This is a genomic window from Rhodanobacter sp. UC4443_H10 (assembly GCF_052978325.1).
The window spans coordinates 3,440,798-3,456,082 of sequence record NZ_CM129668.1; the positions used below are offsets into that span (position 1 = coordinate 3,440,798).

Annotated in this window: 12 protein-coding genes; 7 read left to right on the plus strand and 5 right to left on the minus strand. The window is 63.2% G+C overall.

Translation table 11 applies throughout. The features are described 5' to 3' along the window. The first annotated feature begins 24 nt into the window (after positions 1–24). Positions 25–1,335 (plus strand): amino acid permease, encoded by a 1,311-nt coding sequence (locus ACVCMB_RS15540; protein WP_395116495.1) that lies wholly within the window; start codon positions 25–27, stop codon positions 1,333–1,335. A 4-nt stretch (positions 1,336–1,339) separates the two neighbouring features. Further along, entirely contained in the window at positions 1,340–3,400 is a 2,061-nt protein-coding gene (locus ACVCMB_RS15545; RefSeq protein WP_447105617.1) for an oxidoreductase, read from the plus strand. A gap of 84 nt (positions 3,401–3,484) precedes the next feature. Here ACVCMB_RS15545 and ACVCMB_RS15550 read toward each other — a convergent pair whose 3' ends face one another. The 5 genes from ACVCMB_RS15550 to rfbB all read right to left on the minus strand — a co-directional run bounded on the left by ACVCMB_RS15550 (position 3,485) and on the right by rfbB (position 8,583). Then, a complete protein-coding gene (locus tag ACVCMB_RS15550; protein WP_447105618.1) occupies positions 3,485–4,897 on the minus strand; it encodes a mannose-1-phosphate guanylyltransferase/mannose-6-phosphate isomerase in 1,413 nt (470 codons plus the stop codon). A gap of 248 nt (positions 4,898–5,145) precedes the next feature. Further along, the gene (gene rfbD, locus ACVCMB_RS15555) at positions 5,146–6,096 is read right to left on the minus strand and encodes a dTDP-4-dehydrorhamnose reductase (protein ID WP_447105619.1); all 951 of its coding nucleotides are present in this window, start codon (positions 6,094–6,096) and stop codon (positions 5,146–5,148) included. After that, positions 6,093–6,650 (minus strand): dTDP-4-dehydrorhamnose 3,5-epimerase, encoded by a 558-nt coding sequence (gene rfbC, locus ACVCMB_RS15560; RefSeq protein ID WP_447097174.1) that lies wholly within the window; start codon positions 6,648–6,650, stop codon positions 6,093–6,095. The genes rfbD and rfbC overlap by 4 nt, the downstream gene beginning before the upstream one ends. Continuing rightward, positions 6,647–7,537, minus strand: a complete 891-nt coding sequence (gene rfbA / locus ACVCMB_RS15565) for a glucose-1-phosphate thymidylyltransferase RfbA (protein WP_447105620.1) — start codon at positions 7,535–7,537, stop codon at positions 6,647–6,649. Before rfbA ends, rfbC begins: the two co-directional genes overlap by 4 nt. Then, entirely contained in the window at positions 7,534–8,583 is a 1,050-nt protein-coding gene (gene rfbB, locus ACVCMB_RS15570; RefSeq protein WP_447105621.1) for a dTDP-glucose 4,6-dehydratase, read from the minus strand. Before rfbB ends, rfbA begins: the two co-directional genes overlap by 4 nt. Positions 8,584–8,773: 190 nt before the next feature. Here rfbB and ACVCMB_RS15575 point away from each other — a divergent pair, with 190 nt between their 5' ends. The 5 genes from ACVCMB_RS15575 to ACVCMB_RS15595 all read left to right on the plus strand — a co-directional run bounded on the left by ACVCMB_RS15575 (position 8,774) and on the right by ACVCMB_RS15595 (position 15,278). After that, positions 8,774–9,940: a trans-sulfuration enzyme family protein gene (locus ACVCMB_RS15575; protein WP_447105622.1), complete on the plus strand. Its 1,167-nt coding sequence runs from the start codon at positions 8,774–8,776 to the stop codon at positions 9,938–9,940. A 131-nt stretch (positions 9,941–10,071) separates the two neighbouring features. Continuing rightward, entirely contained in the window at positions 10,072–10,896 is an 825-nt protein-coding gene (locus ACVCMB_RS15580; RefSeq protein ID WP_447105623.1) for an ABC transporter permease, read from the plus strand. Next, positions 10,886–12,280, plus strand: coding sequence for an ABC transporter ATP-binding protein (locus tag ACVCMB_RS15585; RefSeq protein WP_447105624.1), 1,395 nt, complete (start codon positions 10,886–10,888; stop codon positions 12,278–12,280). Before ACVCMB_RS15580 ends, ACVCMB_RS15585 begins: the two co-directional genes overlap by 11 nt. After that, positions 12,277–14,118 (plus strand): hypothetical protein, encoded by a 1,842-nt coding sequence (locus tag ACVCMB_RS15590; RefSeq protein WP_447105625.1) that lies wholly within the window; start codon positions 12,277–12,279, stop codon positions 14,116–14,118. The genes ACVCMB_RS15585 and ACVCMB_RS15590 overlap by 4 nt, the downstream gene beginning before the upstream one ends. Continuing rightward, entirely contained in the window at positions 14,115–15,278 is a 1,164-nt protein-coding gene (locus ACVCMB_RS15595; protein ID WP_447105626.1) for a hypothetical protein, read from the plus strand. Before ACVCMB_RS15590 ends, ACVCMB_RS15595 begins: the two co-directional genes overlap by 4 nt. Positions 15,279–15,285 lie beyond the last annotated feature (7 nt).

Genomic DNA, 15,285 nt, shown 5'->3' on the forward strand with positions numbered 1-15,285 from the left:
GGCGGGATGGAGCAGCTAGCCGCCATGCACGATCGCCAGCGAATCGGCTTCTGGACCTGTACCGCGCTGGTGGTCGGCAACGTGATCGGCATGGGCATCTTCCTGCTGCCGTCCTCGCTGGCGCCGTACGGGTTCAACGCGCTGATCGGCTGGGGCATCACCCTGCTCGGTTGTCTCACTCTGGCGCGGGTGTTCGCGCACCTTTCCGCGGCGCTGCCGGGCGCGGACGGTCCCTACGGCTACGTGCGCGAGACGCTCGGGGACCTGCCAGCCTACATGGCGATGTGGGCCTACTGGGTTTCGCTGTGGCTGACCAATGCCGCGCTGGCCACCGGCGTGGTCGGCTACCTCACCGTGGTGGTGCCCGGCCTCGCGGAGGTGCCGTCGATGGCGTTCGCACTGGCGCTGGTGTGGCTGTTCGTGCTGGTCAACCTGCTCGGCGTGCGCACCGGCGGCGTGGTGCAGATCGTCACCACGGCGCTGAAATTGCTGCCGATGCTGGCGATCGCCGCGCTCGGCGGCTGGGTGCTGCTCAGCTCGCCGGGCAGCTACGTGGCGCATCCGCCGACCACGCCGGTGAGCTTCGGCGGCGTGATGGCGGCCTCCACCATCGCGCTGTTCGCGATGCTCGGCATCGAATCGGCCAGCATCCCGGCCGAGCGCGTCGACGACCCCGGTCGCACGATTCCGCGCGCGACGATGGCCGGCGCGGTGGTGGTCGCGGCAATCTACCTGGTGGTCTGCGCGGTGCCGCTGCTGCTGATCCGGCAGGACGTGCTGGCCAGCGCCGGCGCGCCGTTCGCGTTGTTGATGGAACAGTTCGGCGCGGCCGGCTCCGGCCGCTGGCTGGCACTGTTCGTGGTGGTCAGCGGGCTCGGTGCGCTGAACGGATGGACCCTGCTGGCCGGCCAGCTGACCCGCACCATGGCTGCCAACGGCGTGCTGCCGTCGCTGCTCATGCGCGGCAACCGGCACGGTGCGCCGACGACCGCGCTGGTGGTCACCGGCGTGCTTGCCTCCGTGATGGTGTGGATGAGCTACAGCAGTTCGCTGGTGGCCGCGTTCACCTTCATCACGCTGCTGGTGACCGCAGCGAACCTGCCGCTGTACCTGGCCTGCGCGCTGGCGCTCGCGGTGTTGTGGCGGCGTGGTGCCGCGCCGTGCCGCGGGCGTGGCGTGCTGCTGGTCGCCGTGATCGCCACGCTGTACGTGGTCTATGCCTTCATCGGCATCGGCGGGGCGCCGTTCGTCTACGCCCTCGGCCTGATCGCGGCCGGGTTGCCCCTGTATTTCTTCATGCGACGTCGTGGCGCGACCGCGGCGACCAAGGCCTGAACCCATGCGCGACCCGCGTTACGACCTCCTGTTCACCCCGCTCAAGATCGGTCCGGTGACCGCGAAGAACCGCTTCTTCCAGGTGCCGCATTGCAACGGCATGGGCCACGCGATGCCGCTGGCGCATGCGGCGATGCGCGAGGTGAAGGCCGAGGGCGGCTGGGCGGTGGTCTCCACCGAGGAGTGCGAGATCCACCCCAGCGGCGATCTCACCCCGTACGTCGAGGCGCGGCTGTGGGACGACCGCGACATCCCCGCGCTGACGCTGATGTGCGACAAGGTGCATGCGCACGGCGCGCTGGCCGCGCTGGAACTCACCCACAACGGACCCACCGCCTCCAACCTCTATTCGCGCGAGGTGCTGATCGCGCCGTCGCACCAGCCGACCAAGTACGGCTACCCGCACCAGGCGCGGGCGATGACGCAACACGACATCCGCGAGTACCGCCGCTGGCATCGCGAGGCGGCGATCCGCGGCAAGCGCGCGGGCATGGACATCATCTACGTCTACGCCGCGCACGACCTGTCGCTGGCGATGCACTTCCTGCAGCGCCGGCGCAACCAGCGCAGCGACGCATACGGTGGCTCGCTGGAGAACCGCGTACGGCTGCTGCGCGAAGTGCTGGTGGATACGAAGGAAGCGGTCGGCGACACCTGTGCCGTGGCGCTGCGCTTCGCCACCGAGGAACTGCTGGGGCCGGGCGGCGTCGAACTGGCCGAGGCGAAGGAGATCGTCGCCATGCTGGCCGAGCTGCCCGACCTGTGGGACGTGAACCTTGCCGCCTGGTACAACGATTCGGTGCCCTCGCGCTTTGCCGCGGAGGGCGCGCAGGAGCCGTTCATCGACTTCGTGAAGCAAACCACCAGCAAGCCGGTGGTCGGCGTGGGCCGCTTCACCTCCCCCGACACCATGGTGTCGCAACTCAAGCGCGGCGTGCTGGACCTGATCGGCTGCGCGCGCCCGTCGATCGCCGACCCGTTCCTGCCGCGCAAGATCGAGGAAGGTCGCGTCGACGATATCCGCGAATGCATCGGCTGCAACATCTGCGTCTCCGGCGACATGACCATCTCGCCGATCCGCTGCACGCAGAATCCGACCATGGGCGAGGAGTGGCGCAAGGACTGGCACCCGGAACGCATCGCGCCGAAACGCTCGGCGGCGCGCGTGCTGGTGGTCGGCGCCGGCCCTGCCGGGCTGGAAGCGGCGCGTGCGCTGGGCCAGCGCGGCTACGAGGTGAGCCTGGCCGAGGCGCGCAAGGAACTCGGCGGCCGCGTCACCCGCGAATCGCGCATGCCGGGCCTGGCCGAATGGGCGCGCGTGCGCGACTGGCGCGTCGGCCAGATCCGCAAGCTGGCGAATGTGGCCGTCTATCTCGATTCCGCACTCACGGCGCAAGACGTGCTCGACTTCGGTGCCGACCACGTGGTGCTGGCCACCGGCTGCCACTGGCGCCGCGACGGCTACGGCCGCAGCCACGGCGCGGTCATCGACGGCTTCCCCGACAACCCGCGCGTGTTCACGCCCGACGACCTGATGGACGGCCGTCTGCCCGAGGGCCGCGTGGTGGTGTTCGACGACGACGGTTTCTACTACGCGGGCATCGCCGCCGAAACCTTGCGCCTGCGCGGTTGCGAGGTGACGTATCTGACGCCGGAAGACAGCGTCGCGCCGTGGAGCCAGCACACGCTGGACTACCGGCATATCCGCAAACGGATGGCCAAACTCGGCATCGAGGCGATCGTGTCGCACGACATCGTCGGCTACGCCGGCTGCACGCTCAGCGTCGAAAACGTGTGGGACCACCGGCACCGCGACCTGGCCTGCGACGCCATCGTCACCGTGACCGCCCGCATGCCGGACGATGCGCTGTACCAGCAACTGCTGGAGCGCGAAGCGGAATGGCCCGCCGCCGGGCTGCACTCGCTGCGCTGCATCGGCGACGCCGAGGCCCCCGGCCTGATCGCCCATGCGGTCTACGCCGGCCACCGCTACGCGCGCGAACTGGAAGAACCTGTTGCCGCCGGCGTCCCGTTCAAGCGGCACTTCCACGTCGCAGAGACATAGGGGCGCACTTTGTGCGCGTTGCCTTTGCGCACGTGACGAGGAGCATCGCGCACAAGGTGCGCTCCTGCAGAGTCCTGGGTGCCCTCACGCCCGGCCGTAAACGTCGTCGTAGCGCACGATGTCGTCTTCGCCAAGATAACTGCCGGATTGCACCTCGATCAGTTCCAGCGTCACCTTGCCCGGATTGCGCAGACGGTGCTTGCTGCCCAGCGGAATGTAGGTGCTCTGGTTTTCGCCGAGCAGGAACACCTTGTCGTCGCAGGTGACCTCGGCAGTGCCGGAGACCACGATCCAGTGTTCGGCGCGATGGTGGTGCTTCTGCAGGCTCAGCGAGGCGCCGGGCTTGACCTGGATGCGCTTGACCTGGAAGCGCTCGCCCGCCTCCAGCGAGTCGTAATTGCCCCACGGGCGATGCACCACGCGATGCAGCGAATGCTCGCTGCGGCCGGCGGCCTTGAGCTGTTCGACGATCTTCTTCACGTCCTGTGCCGCGTCACGGTGCGCCACCAGGGTGGCGTCCGGCGTGGTCACCACGATCAGGTCGTCGACACCGACGGTGGCAAGCAAGTGGCGATCGTGCGAGCGGAGCAGCGAGTTGCGCGTGTCCACGGTCAGCGTGTCGCCCTCGCGCAGGTTGCCCGCGGCGTCCTTGTCGCCGGTGAGCCACAGCGCCGACCACGAGCCGATGTCGCTCCATCCGCAGCTGACCGGTACCACGGCGGCGCGCGCGGTCTTTTCCATCACCGCGTAGTCGATCGAATTGTCCGGTACCTGTGCGAACGCGTCGCGATCGATGCGCACGAAGTCGAGATCGGCCGTGGCCTTGGCATGTGCTGCGCGCACGGCCTCCAGCATCGCCGGCGCGTGTGCGGCCAGCTCCTCCAGATAGCGTGACGCCCTGAACAGGAACATGCCCGAGTTCCAGTCGTAGCCGCCGTCGGCGAGGTAGGACCCGGCCTTGGCGAGACTGGGCTTTTCGACGAACTGCCCGACGCGGAAACCATGCCCGTCGATCGCCTCGGCGCGGCGGATGTAGCCGAAGCCGGTCTCCGGGCGATCCGGGCGGATGCCGAACGTGGCCAGCCAGCCGTCCTTCGCCAATGGCATTGCCTGCGCCACCGCCGCGGTGAATGCGGTGGTGTCGCCGATCAGGTGATCGGCCGGCAGCACCAGCAGCAATGCGTCGGGATCGTGCTGCAGTGCCTGCAGCGCGCCCAGCGCGATCGCCGGCGCGGTGTTCCGTGCCAGCGGTTCCAGCACGATCGTGGCGCCTTGGACGCCTGCTTCCAGCAACTGGTCGGCGGCGAGAAAGCGGTGATCCTCGCTGGCCACCACGATCGGCGCGGCCACCTCCGGCAGCGCGCGGGTGCGCGCGACGGTCTGCTGGAACAACGTGCCCTTGCCGGCCAGTTCGAGGAACTGCTTGGGCAGGTTTTTCCGCGATACCGGCCACAACCGGGTGCCGCTGCCGCCGCTGAGGATCAGGGGAATCAACATGAGCTCGACGTTCCTGGCCGGATGTTACGTGTAGGAGCGCACCCTGTGCGCGATGTTTCTTCATCACGTCACGAAAAGCGTCGCGCACAGGATGCGCTCCTACGCAGGGAGAGCTGTGCGGATTGCTCATTATGCCGCAACGTTCCCGCCGCGTAGGGCGGACACTGCCCGCCGGCAGGCCTTCGCGGGCCGGCGCGAAAGCGGCGGACAATGTCCGCCCTACGCGACAACGCGCGACAGCAATCGGATTACGGCGACCGGGGACCGTCGAACTTGCTGCCGAGCTGATCCATCACCCGGAGCATGCCGTCGCGCCAGTCCGGCAGCGGCGAGGCAAACCGCCGCTGAAAATCGGTGTTGTCCAGCAACGACCACGCCGGACGCACCGCCGGCGTCGGGTAGTCGGTGGTGGCGATCGCCACCACATGCGGCGGATTTGGAAGCAGCCCGCGTACTCGCGCTGCGTCGAAGATTGCACTGGCGAAACCGTGCCATGTCGTCGCGCCGCTGGCGACCAGATGATGCGTGCCGATGAGCGATTCACGTGCCGCGCGATCCGACGTCATCCAGCGATCCAGCGCGGCGAGCGTGCCGTCGACGATCAGCCCGGTATCGGTCGGTGCGCCGTGCTGGTCGGCAACCACGCGCAGCTCGTCGCGCTCGGCCCCGAGGCGCAGCATGGTGCGCAGGAAATTGTGCCCGTGCGCCGCGTAGACCCACGCGGTGCGGAAGATGAAATGGTCAGCACCGCTTTCCTGCAACGCCCGTTCGCCCGCCAGCTTGCTGCGGCCGTAGGCGCCGAGCGGGCCGGTGGGTGCGTCGACGGCGTAGGGTTGCGACTGGTGGCCGTCGAACACGTAGTCGGTGGAGTAGTGGATCACCAGCGCACCATGCGCTGCCGCCCAGCTGCCGAGCACGCCGACCGCCTCGCCGTTGACGCGAGTGGCCAGCGCTTCTTCCTGTTCGGCACGATCCACCGCGGTATAGGCGGCGGCGTTGACGATGACGTCAGGGCGCAGGTGATCGAGCACGGCGGGGAGCGATGCGGGGTCCGACAGGTCGGCGATCTTGCCGAGGCCGCCGGTCGTCAACACGCCATCACGGCATGCCGCGGCCAGCTCGCCGCGCGCGGCCAAACCGCCTTGATCGAGGAACGTACGGCCCAACTGGCCGTTGGCGCCGAGCAGCAGAATCTTCATGACACGTAGACCGGCAACCGCTCCGGCGGCACATCGGCAAGTAGCGGCGTCTTGCCGTCCTTGTCCGACAGCAAGGGCGCGCTGACCGGCCAGTCGATGGCCAGCGCCGCATCGTTCCAGCGGATGCCGGCGTCGGCCTTCGGGTCGTACAGCGCGGTGCACTGATAGGTGAAGGTGGCGAAGTCGGAGACCACGCAGAAGCCGTGCGCGAAACCTTCCGGTATCCAGAAGTGGCGGTGGTTGTCGGCGGTGAGCATCACGCCGACCGATTGTCCGAACGTGGGCGAGCCGCGGCGGATGTCCACCGCCACGTCGTAGACCTCGCCCTCGAGCACGCTGACCAGCTTGCCCTGCGGATTCGGCCACTGGTAGTGCAGGCCGCGCAGCACGCCGCGGGCCGAGCGCGAGACGTTGGATTGCACGAAGCGGTGGTCGACGCCGGCCGCGCGGTACTTCGCTTCGTTGTAGCTTTCGTAGAAGAAGCCGCGGGCATCGCCGAACACCTGTGGTTCGAGTACCAGCGCACCGGGTAGTGCCGTTTCAATGACCTTCATCGCGCCAGGCCCTGTTGTGTCAGCTGTTGCAGGTACTGTCCATAGCCGGTCTTGGCCAGCGGTGCGGCCAGCGCCAGCAACTGCTCGGCGTCTATCCAGCCGTTGAGGTAGGCGATCTCTTCCGGGCAGCACACCTTGAGGCCCTGCCGGTTCTCGATCGTCTCGATGTAGTTGCCCGCTTCCATCAGCGACTCGTGGGTGCCGGTGTCCAGCCAGGCGAAGCCGCGACCGAGTTGCTCCAGATGGAGCGAATTGTCGTTGAGGTAGCAGCGATTGAGATCAGTGATCTCCAGCTCGCCGCGCGGCGAAGGCTTCAGTGCGGCAGCGTAATCGCACACGCGCGCATCGTAGAAATACAGACCGGTGACCGCGTAGTGCGACTTCGGCTGCGCGGGCTTCTCTTCCAGGCCGACCACCTTGCCATTCGCGTCGAACTCGGCGACGCCGTAGCGTTCCGGGTCCCTCACCCAGTAGCCGAACACGGTGGCGCCGTGCTCGCGCGCGGCCGCACGCTTCAGGCGCTCGGTGAAGCCATGACCGTAGAAGATATTGTCGCCCAGCACCAGGCAGCTCGGCTTGCCATCGACGAAGTCGCGGCCGATGGTGAAGGCTTGGGCCAGCCCGTCCGGTGACGGCTGCACGGCATAGTGGATATCCAGCCCCCATTGCGAGCCGTCGCCGAGCAGGCGCTGAAACATCTCCTGCTCGTGCGGCGTGTTGATGATCAGCACTTCGCGGATGCCGGCCAGCATCAGGGTGGCCAGCGGGTAGTAGATCATCGGCTTGTCGTACACCGGCAGCAGCTGCTTGCTCACCGCGCGGGTGATCGGGTGCAGCCGGGTGCCGGAACCGCCGGCGAGGATGATGCCTTTCTGCGTTGTGCTCATGCGCCGAGTCGCTCCATGCGGTAGCTGCCGTCGAGTACGCGCTGTACCCATGGCTGATGCGAGAGATACCAGTCGACCGTCTGCGCGATGCCGCTTTCGAAGGTCTGCGAGGGCCTCCAGCCCAGCTCGGCCTGCAGCTTGCTGGAATCGATCGCGTAGCGGCGGTCGTGGCCGGGGCGATCCTTGACGAAGGTAATCAGGGACTCGCGCGCACGACCGTCGGCCAGTGGCCGGCGTGCGTCGAGCAGGGCGCAGATCGTCTTCACCACGGTGATGTTCTCGCGTTCGGCATTGCCGCCCACGTTGTAGGTTTCGCCCACCCGACCGGCTTCCAGCACACGGCGGATCGCACTGCAGTGGTCGCCCACGAACAGCCAATCGCGGATGTTCAAGCCGTCGCCGTAGACCGGCAGCGATTCGCCGGCCAGCGCCTTTGCGATCACCAGCGGGATCAGCTTTTCCGGGAATTGGTACGGCCCGTAATTGTTCGAGCAGTTGGTGGTGAGCACCGGCAGGCCGTAGGTATGGTGGAACGCACGCACCAGGTGGTCGGAGGCGGCCTTCGACGCGGAGTACGGTGAATTCGGTGCGTATGGCGTAGTCTCGATGAACTTGCCCTCGGCCCCGAGCGAGCCGTACACCTCGTCGGTGGACACGTGCAGGAAGCGAAAGGCCTCGCGGGCGGCGCCTTCGAGGCTGCGCCAGTAATCGCGCGCGCATTCCAGCAGTCCCAGCGTGCCGACCACGTTGGTCTGCACGAACTCGGCCGGGCCGTCGATGGAGCGGTCCACGTGCGACTCGGCGGCGAAGTTCACGATGGCGTCGGGCTTGTGCTCGTTCAGCAGCCGCGCCACCAAGGTACGGTCGCCGATGTCGCCGTGTGCGAAAACGTGACGCGCATCACCTTGCAGCGAGGCCAGCGTGTCGAGGTTGCCGGCGTAGGTGAGCTTGTCCAGGTTGACCACGTGCAGGTCGTCGGCCACGGCCTGCAGCACGAAATTCGCACCGATGAAACCGGCACCGCCGGTGACCAGAATGGTCTTCATGAGTCACTCATTCCTTGGGTGAGTAAACCTCTATTGTGTCACGCCGGCTGCTTCAGCCGGCAATTCGCGCAGCGACTGGCTGGCCACGCAGCAGTCAACGTTAAGGCAAAGCACGGCTGCACGGGTACAATACGCGATCCCTCACGCGGCGCCGGTCTTCACCGATGTCGCCCTGCCTGCGATGCCTGCCATGCCCAAGAAGACGCCTGCCACCCACCGCGGACTCGGAACGCGCGCGATCCACGCCGGCCAGCATCCCGACCCCAGCACCGGCGCCATCATGACGCCGATCTACGCCACCTCGACCTACGTGCAGGAGAGTCCGGGCAAGCACAAGGGCTACGAGTATTCGCGCACGCAGAATCCGACGCGGATGGCCTACGAACGCTGCGTGGCTGACCTGGAAGGTGGCGTGGCCGGCTTCGCGTTCGCCTCAGGCTTGGCGGCGGCGGCGACCGTGCTGGACCTGCTCGACTCGGGCAGCCACGTGATCGCGATGGACGACCTCTACGGCGGCACCTATCGCCTGTTCGAGCGGGTACGCCGGCGTTCCGCCGGGTTGGACTTCAGCTTCGTCGACCTGAACGACACGGGGGCGCTGAAAGCGGCCCTGAAGCCGAACACGCGGATGATCTGGGCCGAAACCCCGACCAACCCAATGCTGAAGCTGGTCGACCTGGCCAAGGTCGCCGCGTTCGCGAAGAAGCACGGCCTGATCCTGGTGGTGGACAACACCTTCTGCTCGCCGATGGTGCAGCGGCCGCTGGAATACGGCGCCGACCTGGTGCTGCATTCGGCCACCAAGTACATCAACGGCCACTCCGACATGGTTGGCGGCATTGTCGTGGCCGGCAGCAAGGAACTGTCCACCCAGATGGCCTTCCTGCAGAACTCGGTCGGCGCAGTGGCTGGCCCGTTCGATGCCTTCCTCGCCATGCGCGGCCTGAAGACGCTGCACCTGCGCATGCGCCAGCACTGCGCCAGCGCACTGGAACTGGCCACCTGGCTGCAGAAGCACCCGGCGATCGAGCGGGTGATCTACCCCGGCCTGAAAAGCCATCCGCAGCACGCGCTGGCCAAGCGCCAGATGCATGGCTTTGGCGGCATCGTCACGATCGAGGTGAAGGGCGGCCTGAAGAAGGCACGGCGCATGCTGGAGCGCTGCGAGCTGTTCGCGCTGGCCGAGTCGCTCGGCGGCGTCGAGAGCCTGATCGAGCACCCCGCCATCATGACCCACGCCTCAGTGCCCGCGGCGAACCGCAAGCGGCTGGGCATCAGTGACGGGTTGGTAAGGCTGTCGGTGGGCGTGGAGGACGTGGGTGACTTGCAGTGCGAGCTGCGGGCCGCGCTGGATTAATTCGGACCTGGCACGGGTCCGCCTCGCTTGTCCGCATTCCAATAGTGAAGCTGACGATCGCCCGTGGACTATCAGGTCAATGCAGTGACTGTTCTCATCAGCTAAAAAATCGAAGTCCCATTGGAAGATTTATGAACGTGGCCTATCGCCTGACAGACCCCTTGTCGCCATACCGCTCGTTATCCAGGCACTTTTCCCTGGTCGCGCAAATAGCGCGACGTGATGTTGCAAAGCGCTATCGTGGGTCGTTCGCAGGCCTGTTCTGGAGCTTTTTCAATCCCATGTTGATGCTCGTCATCTACACATTTGTTTTTGGTGTGATCTTCAGAGGTCGTTGGAATGATCAAGTCACGGGTCATTTCCAATATGCCATCGTGCTTTTTGCTGGTTTGAACATAAACGCCGTTTTCTCCGAATGCGCAAATCGGGCAACCTCGCTTATCGAGGAAAACGCAAACTACGTCAAGCGAGTGATGTTCCCGTTGGAGATATTGTCTTGGAGCACGGTAGGTGCGGCGTTGTTTCATCTCCTTATTTCGACTTTTGCTCTTCTAACTCTTTCATTGATTATCAATCAACATATACCGTGGACGGTGGTGTTGTTTCCTATTGTGGTGGCTTGCTTTTTGCCGTTTGTGGCTGGCGTCACCTGGTTATTGGCATCACTGGCCGTATATTTCAGGGACATCAGGCAAGTGGTGAGTCTGATCACGGTTGCGCTGATGTTCCTTGCTCCGATTTTGTATCCCAAGGAAATGATTCCGGAGGAGTATCGCTATCTGCTGTACTTGAACCCGTTGACCGTCATTGCTGAAGCTTCGCAGAACGTGCTTCTCTGGGGGAAGCCTCCGTTATGGTCGCATCTGGTCATCTATACTTTGGTGTCTTGTCTATTTGGTTGGGCCGCATTTGCCTGGTTCGAACAGACCAAAAAGGGATTTGCGGATGTCCTCTAAACGGGTTCGAATCCAAGTCGATGGATTGGCCAAGCGTTACGAGATGTATTCGCAGCCATCCGACCGACTAAAGCAGATGATTCTTCCCAGACTGCATCGCGCGGCGCGGCGTGCGCCGCGGAACTATTTCAATGAGTTCTGGGCTTTGCGTGACGTCAGTTTCGATGTATTCCATGGTGAGACCGTGGGTATCGTGGGACGCAACGGGTCGGGTAAATCGACCTTGTTGCAGATGATTTGTGGAACCATCAGGCCCACGCTCGGCAATTTGGTGATCGATGGGCGCATATCCGCGTTGCTTGAGCTGGGCGCTGGATTCAATCCGGAATTCACCGGGCGCGAGAACGTGCTGCTCAGTGGTTTGGTGTATGGCATTTCTGAAGTAGAGATCCGTGCAAAATATGATGAAATACTTGATTTTTCTGGTATAGGGCAGTTCATCGATCAGCCGGTGAAGACGTATTCGAGCGGCATGTATGTGCGGTTGGCGTTTGCTGTCGCCATCAGTGTTTCTCCTGACATTCTCGTTGTTGACGAAGCCTTGGCGGTTGGGGACGAGGCTTTTCAGCGGAAGTGCCTTGCACGTATCGAAGCGATCCGGGACGCCGGTGCAACTGTGCTTTTCGTATCTCATTCGGCGGGTACCGTGGTGGAGTTGTGCGATCGCGCCATTCTGCTCGACCAAGGTGAGATGCTGATGCAAGGCACCCCAAAAGATATCGTCACCACATACCAAAAGCTGCTCTACGCCCCCGCAGATCGAGCGGACCATATGAGGCGGGAGATCATGACTACCTATCGGGGTGGCCCCGAAAGATTCAGCAACGCCCGCCAGGATACTGAGTCTGGTACCGAGGAGGCTCATGACGGATGGCCTACGTCCGATACTGATCCTGCCTATTGGGATGAGGGCATGCAGTCCGGAAGTACGGTGGAGTATGAAAAACGGGGCGCGTGCATCGAAGATCCGCACATAGAAACCTTGGATGGACGCAAGGTAAACGTGCTGGCAACAGATCGCACGTATGTCTATACGTACAGAGTAGCCTTCGATCAGACGCTGGCCCGTGTGCGCTGTGGAATGATGATCAGATCCATGACTGGTGTGGAGATCGGAGGTGCGGCCAGCACGACGCCGCAATCCGCCATACCTTTGCTGGCGGCTGGCGAGGCCGTAACCGTGCGATTCACCTTCCGATGCTTGTTGCACCCGGGCGTCTACTTCCTGAACGCGGGGGTGCTGGCGGCCATAGCGGAGGGTGAGGAATATGTGGATCGCCGGATCGATGCCGTGATGTTTCGGGTCATGCCTTCCATGACGCGTCTGGCAACTGGGTTCGTTGACCTGCTCAGCGGTACCCCTGAGGTAGAAGTTGTCCCATGACTGAGCGTTCGCCAACTGCCATCCTGATTGTCGGCATGCACAGAAGCGGTACGTCCGCCCTGGCTGGACTCGTGGGCAAGCTAGGGATACCGCTGGGCGACCATCTGCTGGAAGCGGGAAGCGACAATCCCAAGGGGTATTGGGAACATCAAGACGTTGTCTTGGCGCACGAGCGTTTGTTGAGAAAGCTGGGTTCGCGGTGGGACGATGTGCGCGCACTCCCTGTGGACTGGCTGGGGAGTGAGGCAGCACGGGAAGCTTCCAAGGCCATCGAGGAGATCATTTCCAGGGATTTTTCTGCCGGCCCGGTCTGGGCTCTCAAGGATCCTCGTCTGTGCCGGGTGCTTCCATTGTGGCTTGAGGTGTTGCAGAAGATGCACATTCGGCCTGTCTTGCTGTTCATGGTCCGCAGGCCCAGTGAGGTGTCGGCTTCCATTGAGGCTCGAAATCAGTGGCATCCTCTTGTCGGAAAGCTGCTGTGGCTGCGCTACATGGCGGAGGCCATCGAGGCGAGCTCTGCGTCGTCGCGCGAGGTTCTCTTGTATGATGATGTGTTGGCTGACCCGATCGCATCAGTAACGACGGCGTTCTCCCGACTCGGCATCAAGATGGGTAAAGGGGTTTCGGTACAGCAGCGTAAAGCCGCTGTCGATTTCGTCGACGCCTCGGATCGGCACCACGTGACCCATGATGTAGAAAGGCCCGCGTCGACAATCGAGGTGATCGCGGAGAAGCTTTACGAGGCAATGGTTGTCGTTGCCCGTAGCGGTCATGGTTGGGACGCTGCCGACAAGGCGGTATCGGACTTCACACGAGAGTGGAGCAAGAGCGGCGCTTGCGTCGACGCCGTTGCGGATATGGCCGCCCGAATCGAAGCGAACCTTCAAATCACGGAGGTGAAGAGTAGTCAGCTCAGTTCCGCACTGATCGCCCAGACACGCTGGTCAGATGATGCGCAGGCGAAGTACGAGGCGTTGCAGGCGCAGAACGCCGAGGCGTTGTCGAAGCTGGATGCCCAGATACGCTGGTCGGACGAGGCGCAGGCGAAGTACGAGGCGTTGCAGGCGCAGAACGCCGAGGCGTTGTCGAAGCTGGATGCCCAGATACGCTGGTCGGACGAGGCGCAGGCGAAATACGAGGCGTTGCAGGCGCAGAACGCCGAGGCATTGTCGAAGCTGAATGCCTGGATGCGCTGGTCGGACGAGACTCGGGCGAAGTGCGAGGCGTTGCAGGCCGAGAAGGCGGAGATATCGTCGAAGCTGGACGCGCAGATGCTCCAGTCGGAATACGCGCAGACCAAGTGTGAAGCGTTGCAGGCGGAGAACGGTGAACTCTCCTCGAAGTTGAGTGCGCGGGCGCTCCAAGTGCAAGAGGCGCAAGTTAAATATGAAGCGTTGTTAAGAGAGAGCGCTGAACTGTCATCCAAACTGGCCGCCCAGATTCGCCAGTTTGAGGACGTCAGGGCGAAACATGAAGGTTTGATGACGGAGCACGCGGATTTGGCGGCGCAGCTGCTTGGCTACACGAGGAAATGCGAGCGCTTGGAACTCGACTTGGAGGCGGCGCGGATCAATGTTCGTGATCTGTCCGCTGGTTTGGAGAGATCAGAGGGCAAGTCGAGGCGACTGACGGAAGCGTTGAACAACGCCGTTGATGAGCGCGACCGGATTGCCGGTGAGCTTGAGCGAACGTCTGCGGCAAAGTTGGCGATAGCCTCCGAGTTGCGGAGCGTCTATGCTTCCGGCTCGTGGAGGGTAACGAAGCCTTTGCGATTTGCGTCGAGTTTTTTCAGTCGTCGGGATGCATTGGCTAATAGCTCAACAAGGAAACCACAGTGATCTTTTTTACCTCGATATGTTCGAACTATCTGCCCAAGGCGATGACTCTGGCAGAGTCGGTCAAACGCCATTGTATTGGTGCGAAGTTCGTGCTTTGCCTCGTCGAGCGCGAAGTACCGGATGTTGCGACTTCCTATGAACACTTTGACGAGGTTGTCCTCGCCAAGGATGCTGGGTGGGACAACTTTGACCGTTTCATGTTCAGGCATGCGATTGTGGAAGCCTCCACCGCTGTCAAAGCGCAGTTCATGCTGAATCTCCTCGAGCGCTTCCCCGATGAGTCTAAATTTGTCTATCTGGATCCGGACGTCCTTGTCTATAGCGACCTCACGGAGCTCGAGCAACTGCTGAATGATGAGTCGATAGTGCTGTGTCCCCACTTGCTGCGTCCCGGCAACATCGACATGGAAATCAGCTCATTGGCACATGGTTGCTACAACCTTGGTTTTCTCGGCATCAGCAGGTCGCAGAACTCGCACGCGTTCCTTACTTGGTGGGCCGAGCGTCTTTTTCAATTCTGCTACGACGATATTAGCCGAGGCATATTTACTGATCAGCGCTGGATCGACTTGGCGCCGTGCTTTTTTGATGTCTCGGTGCTAAAACATCATGGTTACGATTTTGCCACTTGGTCATTGCTGAATAGTGATCTGCGCGGGGTTGACGGTGCGTACCAAGTCAATGGAGATCCGCTGCGCTTCATTCATTTTTCCGGCCTGGACTCCGGCACCATCGATAAAGCCATCGGCTGGTGGCTGACAGACAGCAATCGCGATACATTCGTGAAGTTGTACGTAGAGTACAAGCAACTTCTCGTGGAACACGGACAGGAATCACTCGGCAAATCGCCGTGGACGTACGCGAATTACTCGGATGGCCGTAAGATCAGCAACGAGACGCGGGTTGCCTACCGCAACAGGGATCTATGGGATGCGGTTCCGTCGCCCTTTGAGTCCTCGGATCGCGAAATCAGCTCGTTGGCCAGCCCGAGAAAGGTCGAACGGGCTTCTGAACAGCCCTCGGTAGTAGTAGAGGCTTCTGAATTTGCGCCGCCCCCTAGCGTGCTCGATCGGGTGGCAGCGTCCGTTCGAACGGTCGGCGTTGGTCCGACCATGCTGAAAGCGATCAGAAAAGTGACGCGAGCGAAAGCGTCGAAGTGAACGGTGC

What these genes read in the sequence shown, in the direction of transcription:
- ACVCMB_RS15545 (WP_447105617.1), top strand. Translation starts at nt 1,340, where the DNA reads ATGCGCGACCCGCGTTACGACCTCCTGTTCACCCCGCTCAAGATCGGT.
- ACVCMB_RS15540 (WP_395116495.1), top strand. Translation starts at nt 25, where the DNA reads ATGCACGATCGCCAGCGAATCGGCTTCTGGACCTGTACCGCGCTGGTG.
- ACVCMB_RS15550 (WP_447105618.1), bottom strand. Translation starts at nt 4,897, where the DNA reads ATGTTGATTCCCCTGATCCTCAGCGGCGGCAGCGGCACCCGGTTGTGG.
- rfbD (WP_447105619.1), bottom strand. Translation starts at nt 6,096, where the DNA reads ATGAAGATTCTGCTGCTCGGCGCCAACGGCCAGTTGGGCCGTACGTTC.
- ACVCMB_RS15585 (WP_447105624.1), top strand. Translation starts at nt 10,886, where the DNA reads ATGTCCTCTAAACGGGTTCGAATCCAAGTCGATGGATTGGCCAAGCGT.
- rfbA (WP_447105620.1), bottom strand. Translation starts at nt 7,537, where the DNA reads ATGAGCACAACGCAGAAAGGCATCATCCTCGCCGGCGGTTCCGGCACC.
- ACVCMB_RS15580 (WP_447105623.1), top strand. Translation starts at nt 10,072, where the DNA reads ATGAACGTGGCCTATCGCCTGACAGACCCCTTGTCGCCATACCGCTCG.
- rfbC (WP_447097174.1), bottom strand. Translation starts at nt 6,650, where the DNA reads ATGAAGGTCATTGAAACGGCACTACCCGGTGCGCTGGTACTCGAACCA.
- rfbB (WP_447105621.1), bottom strand. Translation starts at nt 8,583, where the DNA reads ATGAAGACCATTCTGGTCACCGGCGGTGCCGGTTTCATCGGTGCGAAT.
- ACVCMB_RS15590 (WP_447105625.1), top strand. Translation starts at nt 12,277, where the DNA reads ATGACTGAGCGTTCGCCAACTGCCATCCTGATTGTCGGCATGCACAGA.
- ACVCMB_RS15575 (WP_447105622.1), top strand. Translation starts at nt 8,774, where the DNA reads ATGCCCAAGAAGACGCCTGCCACCCACCGCGGACTCGGAACGCGCGCG.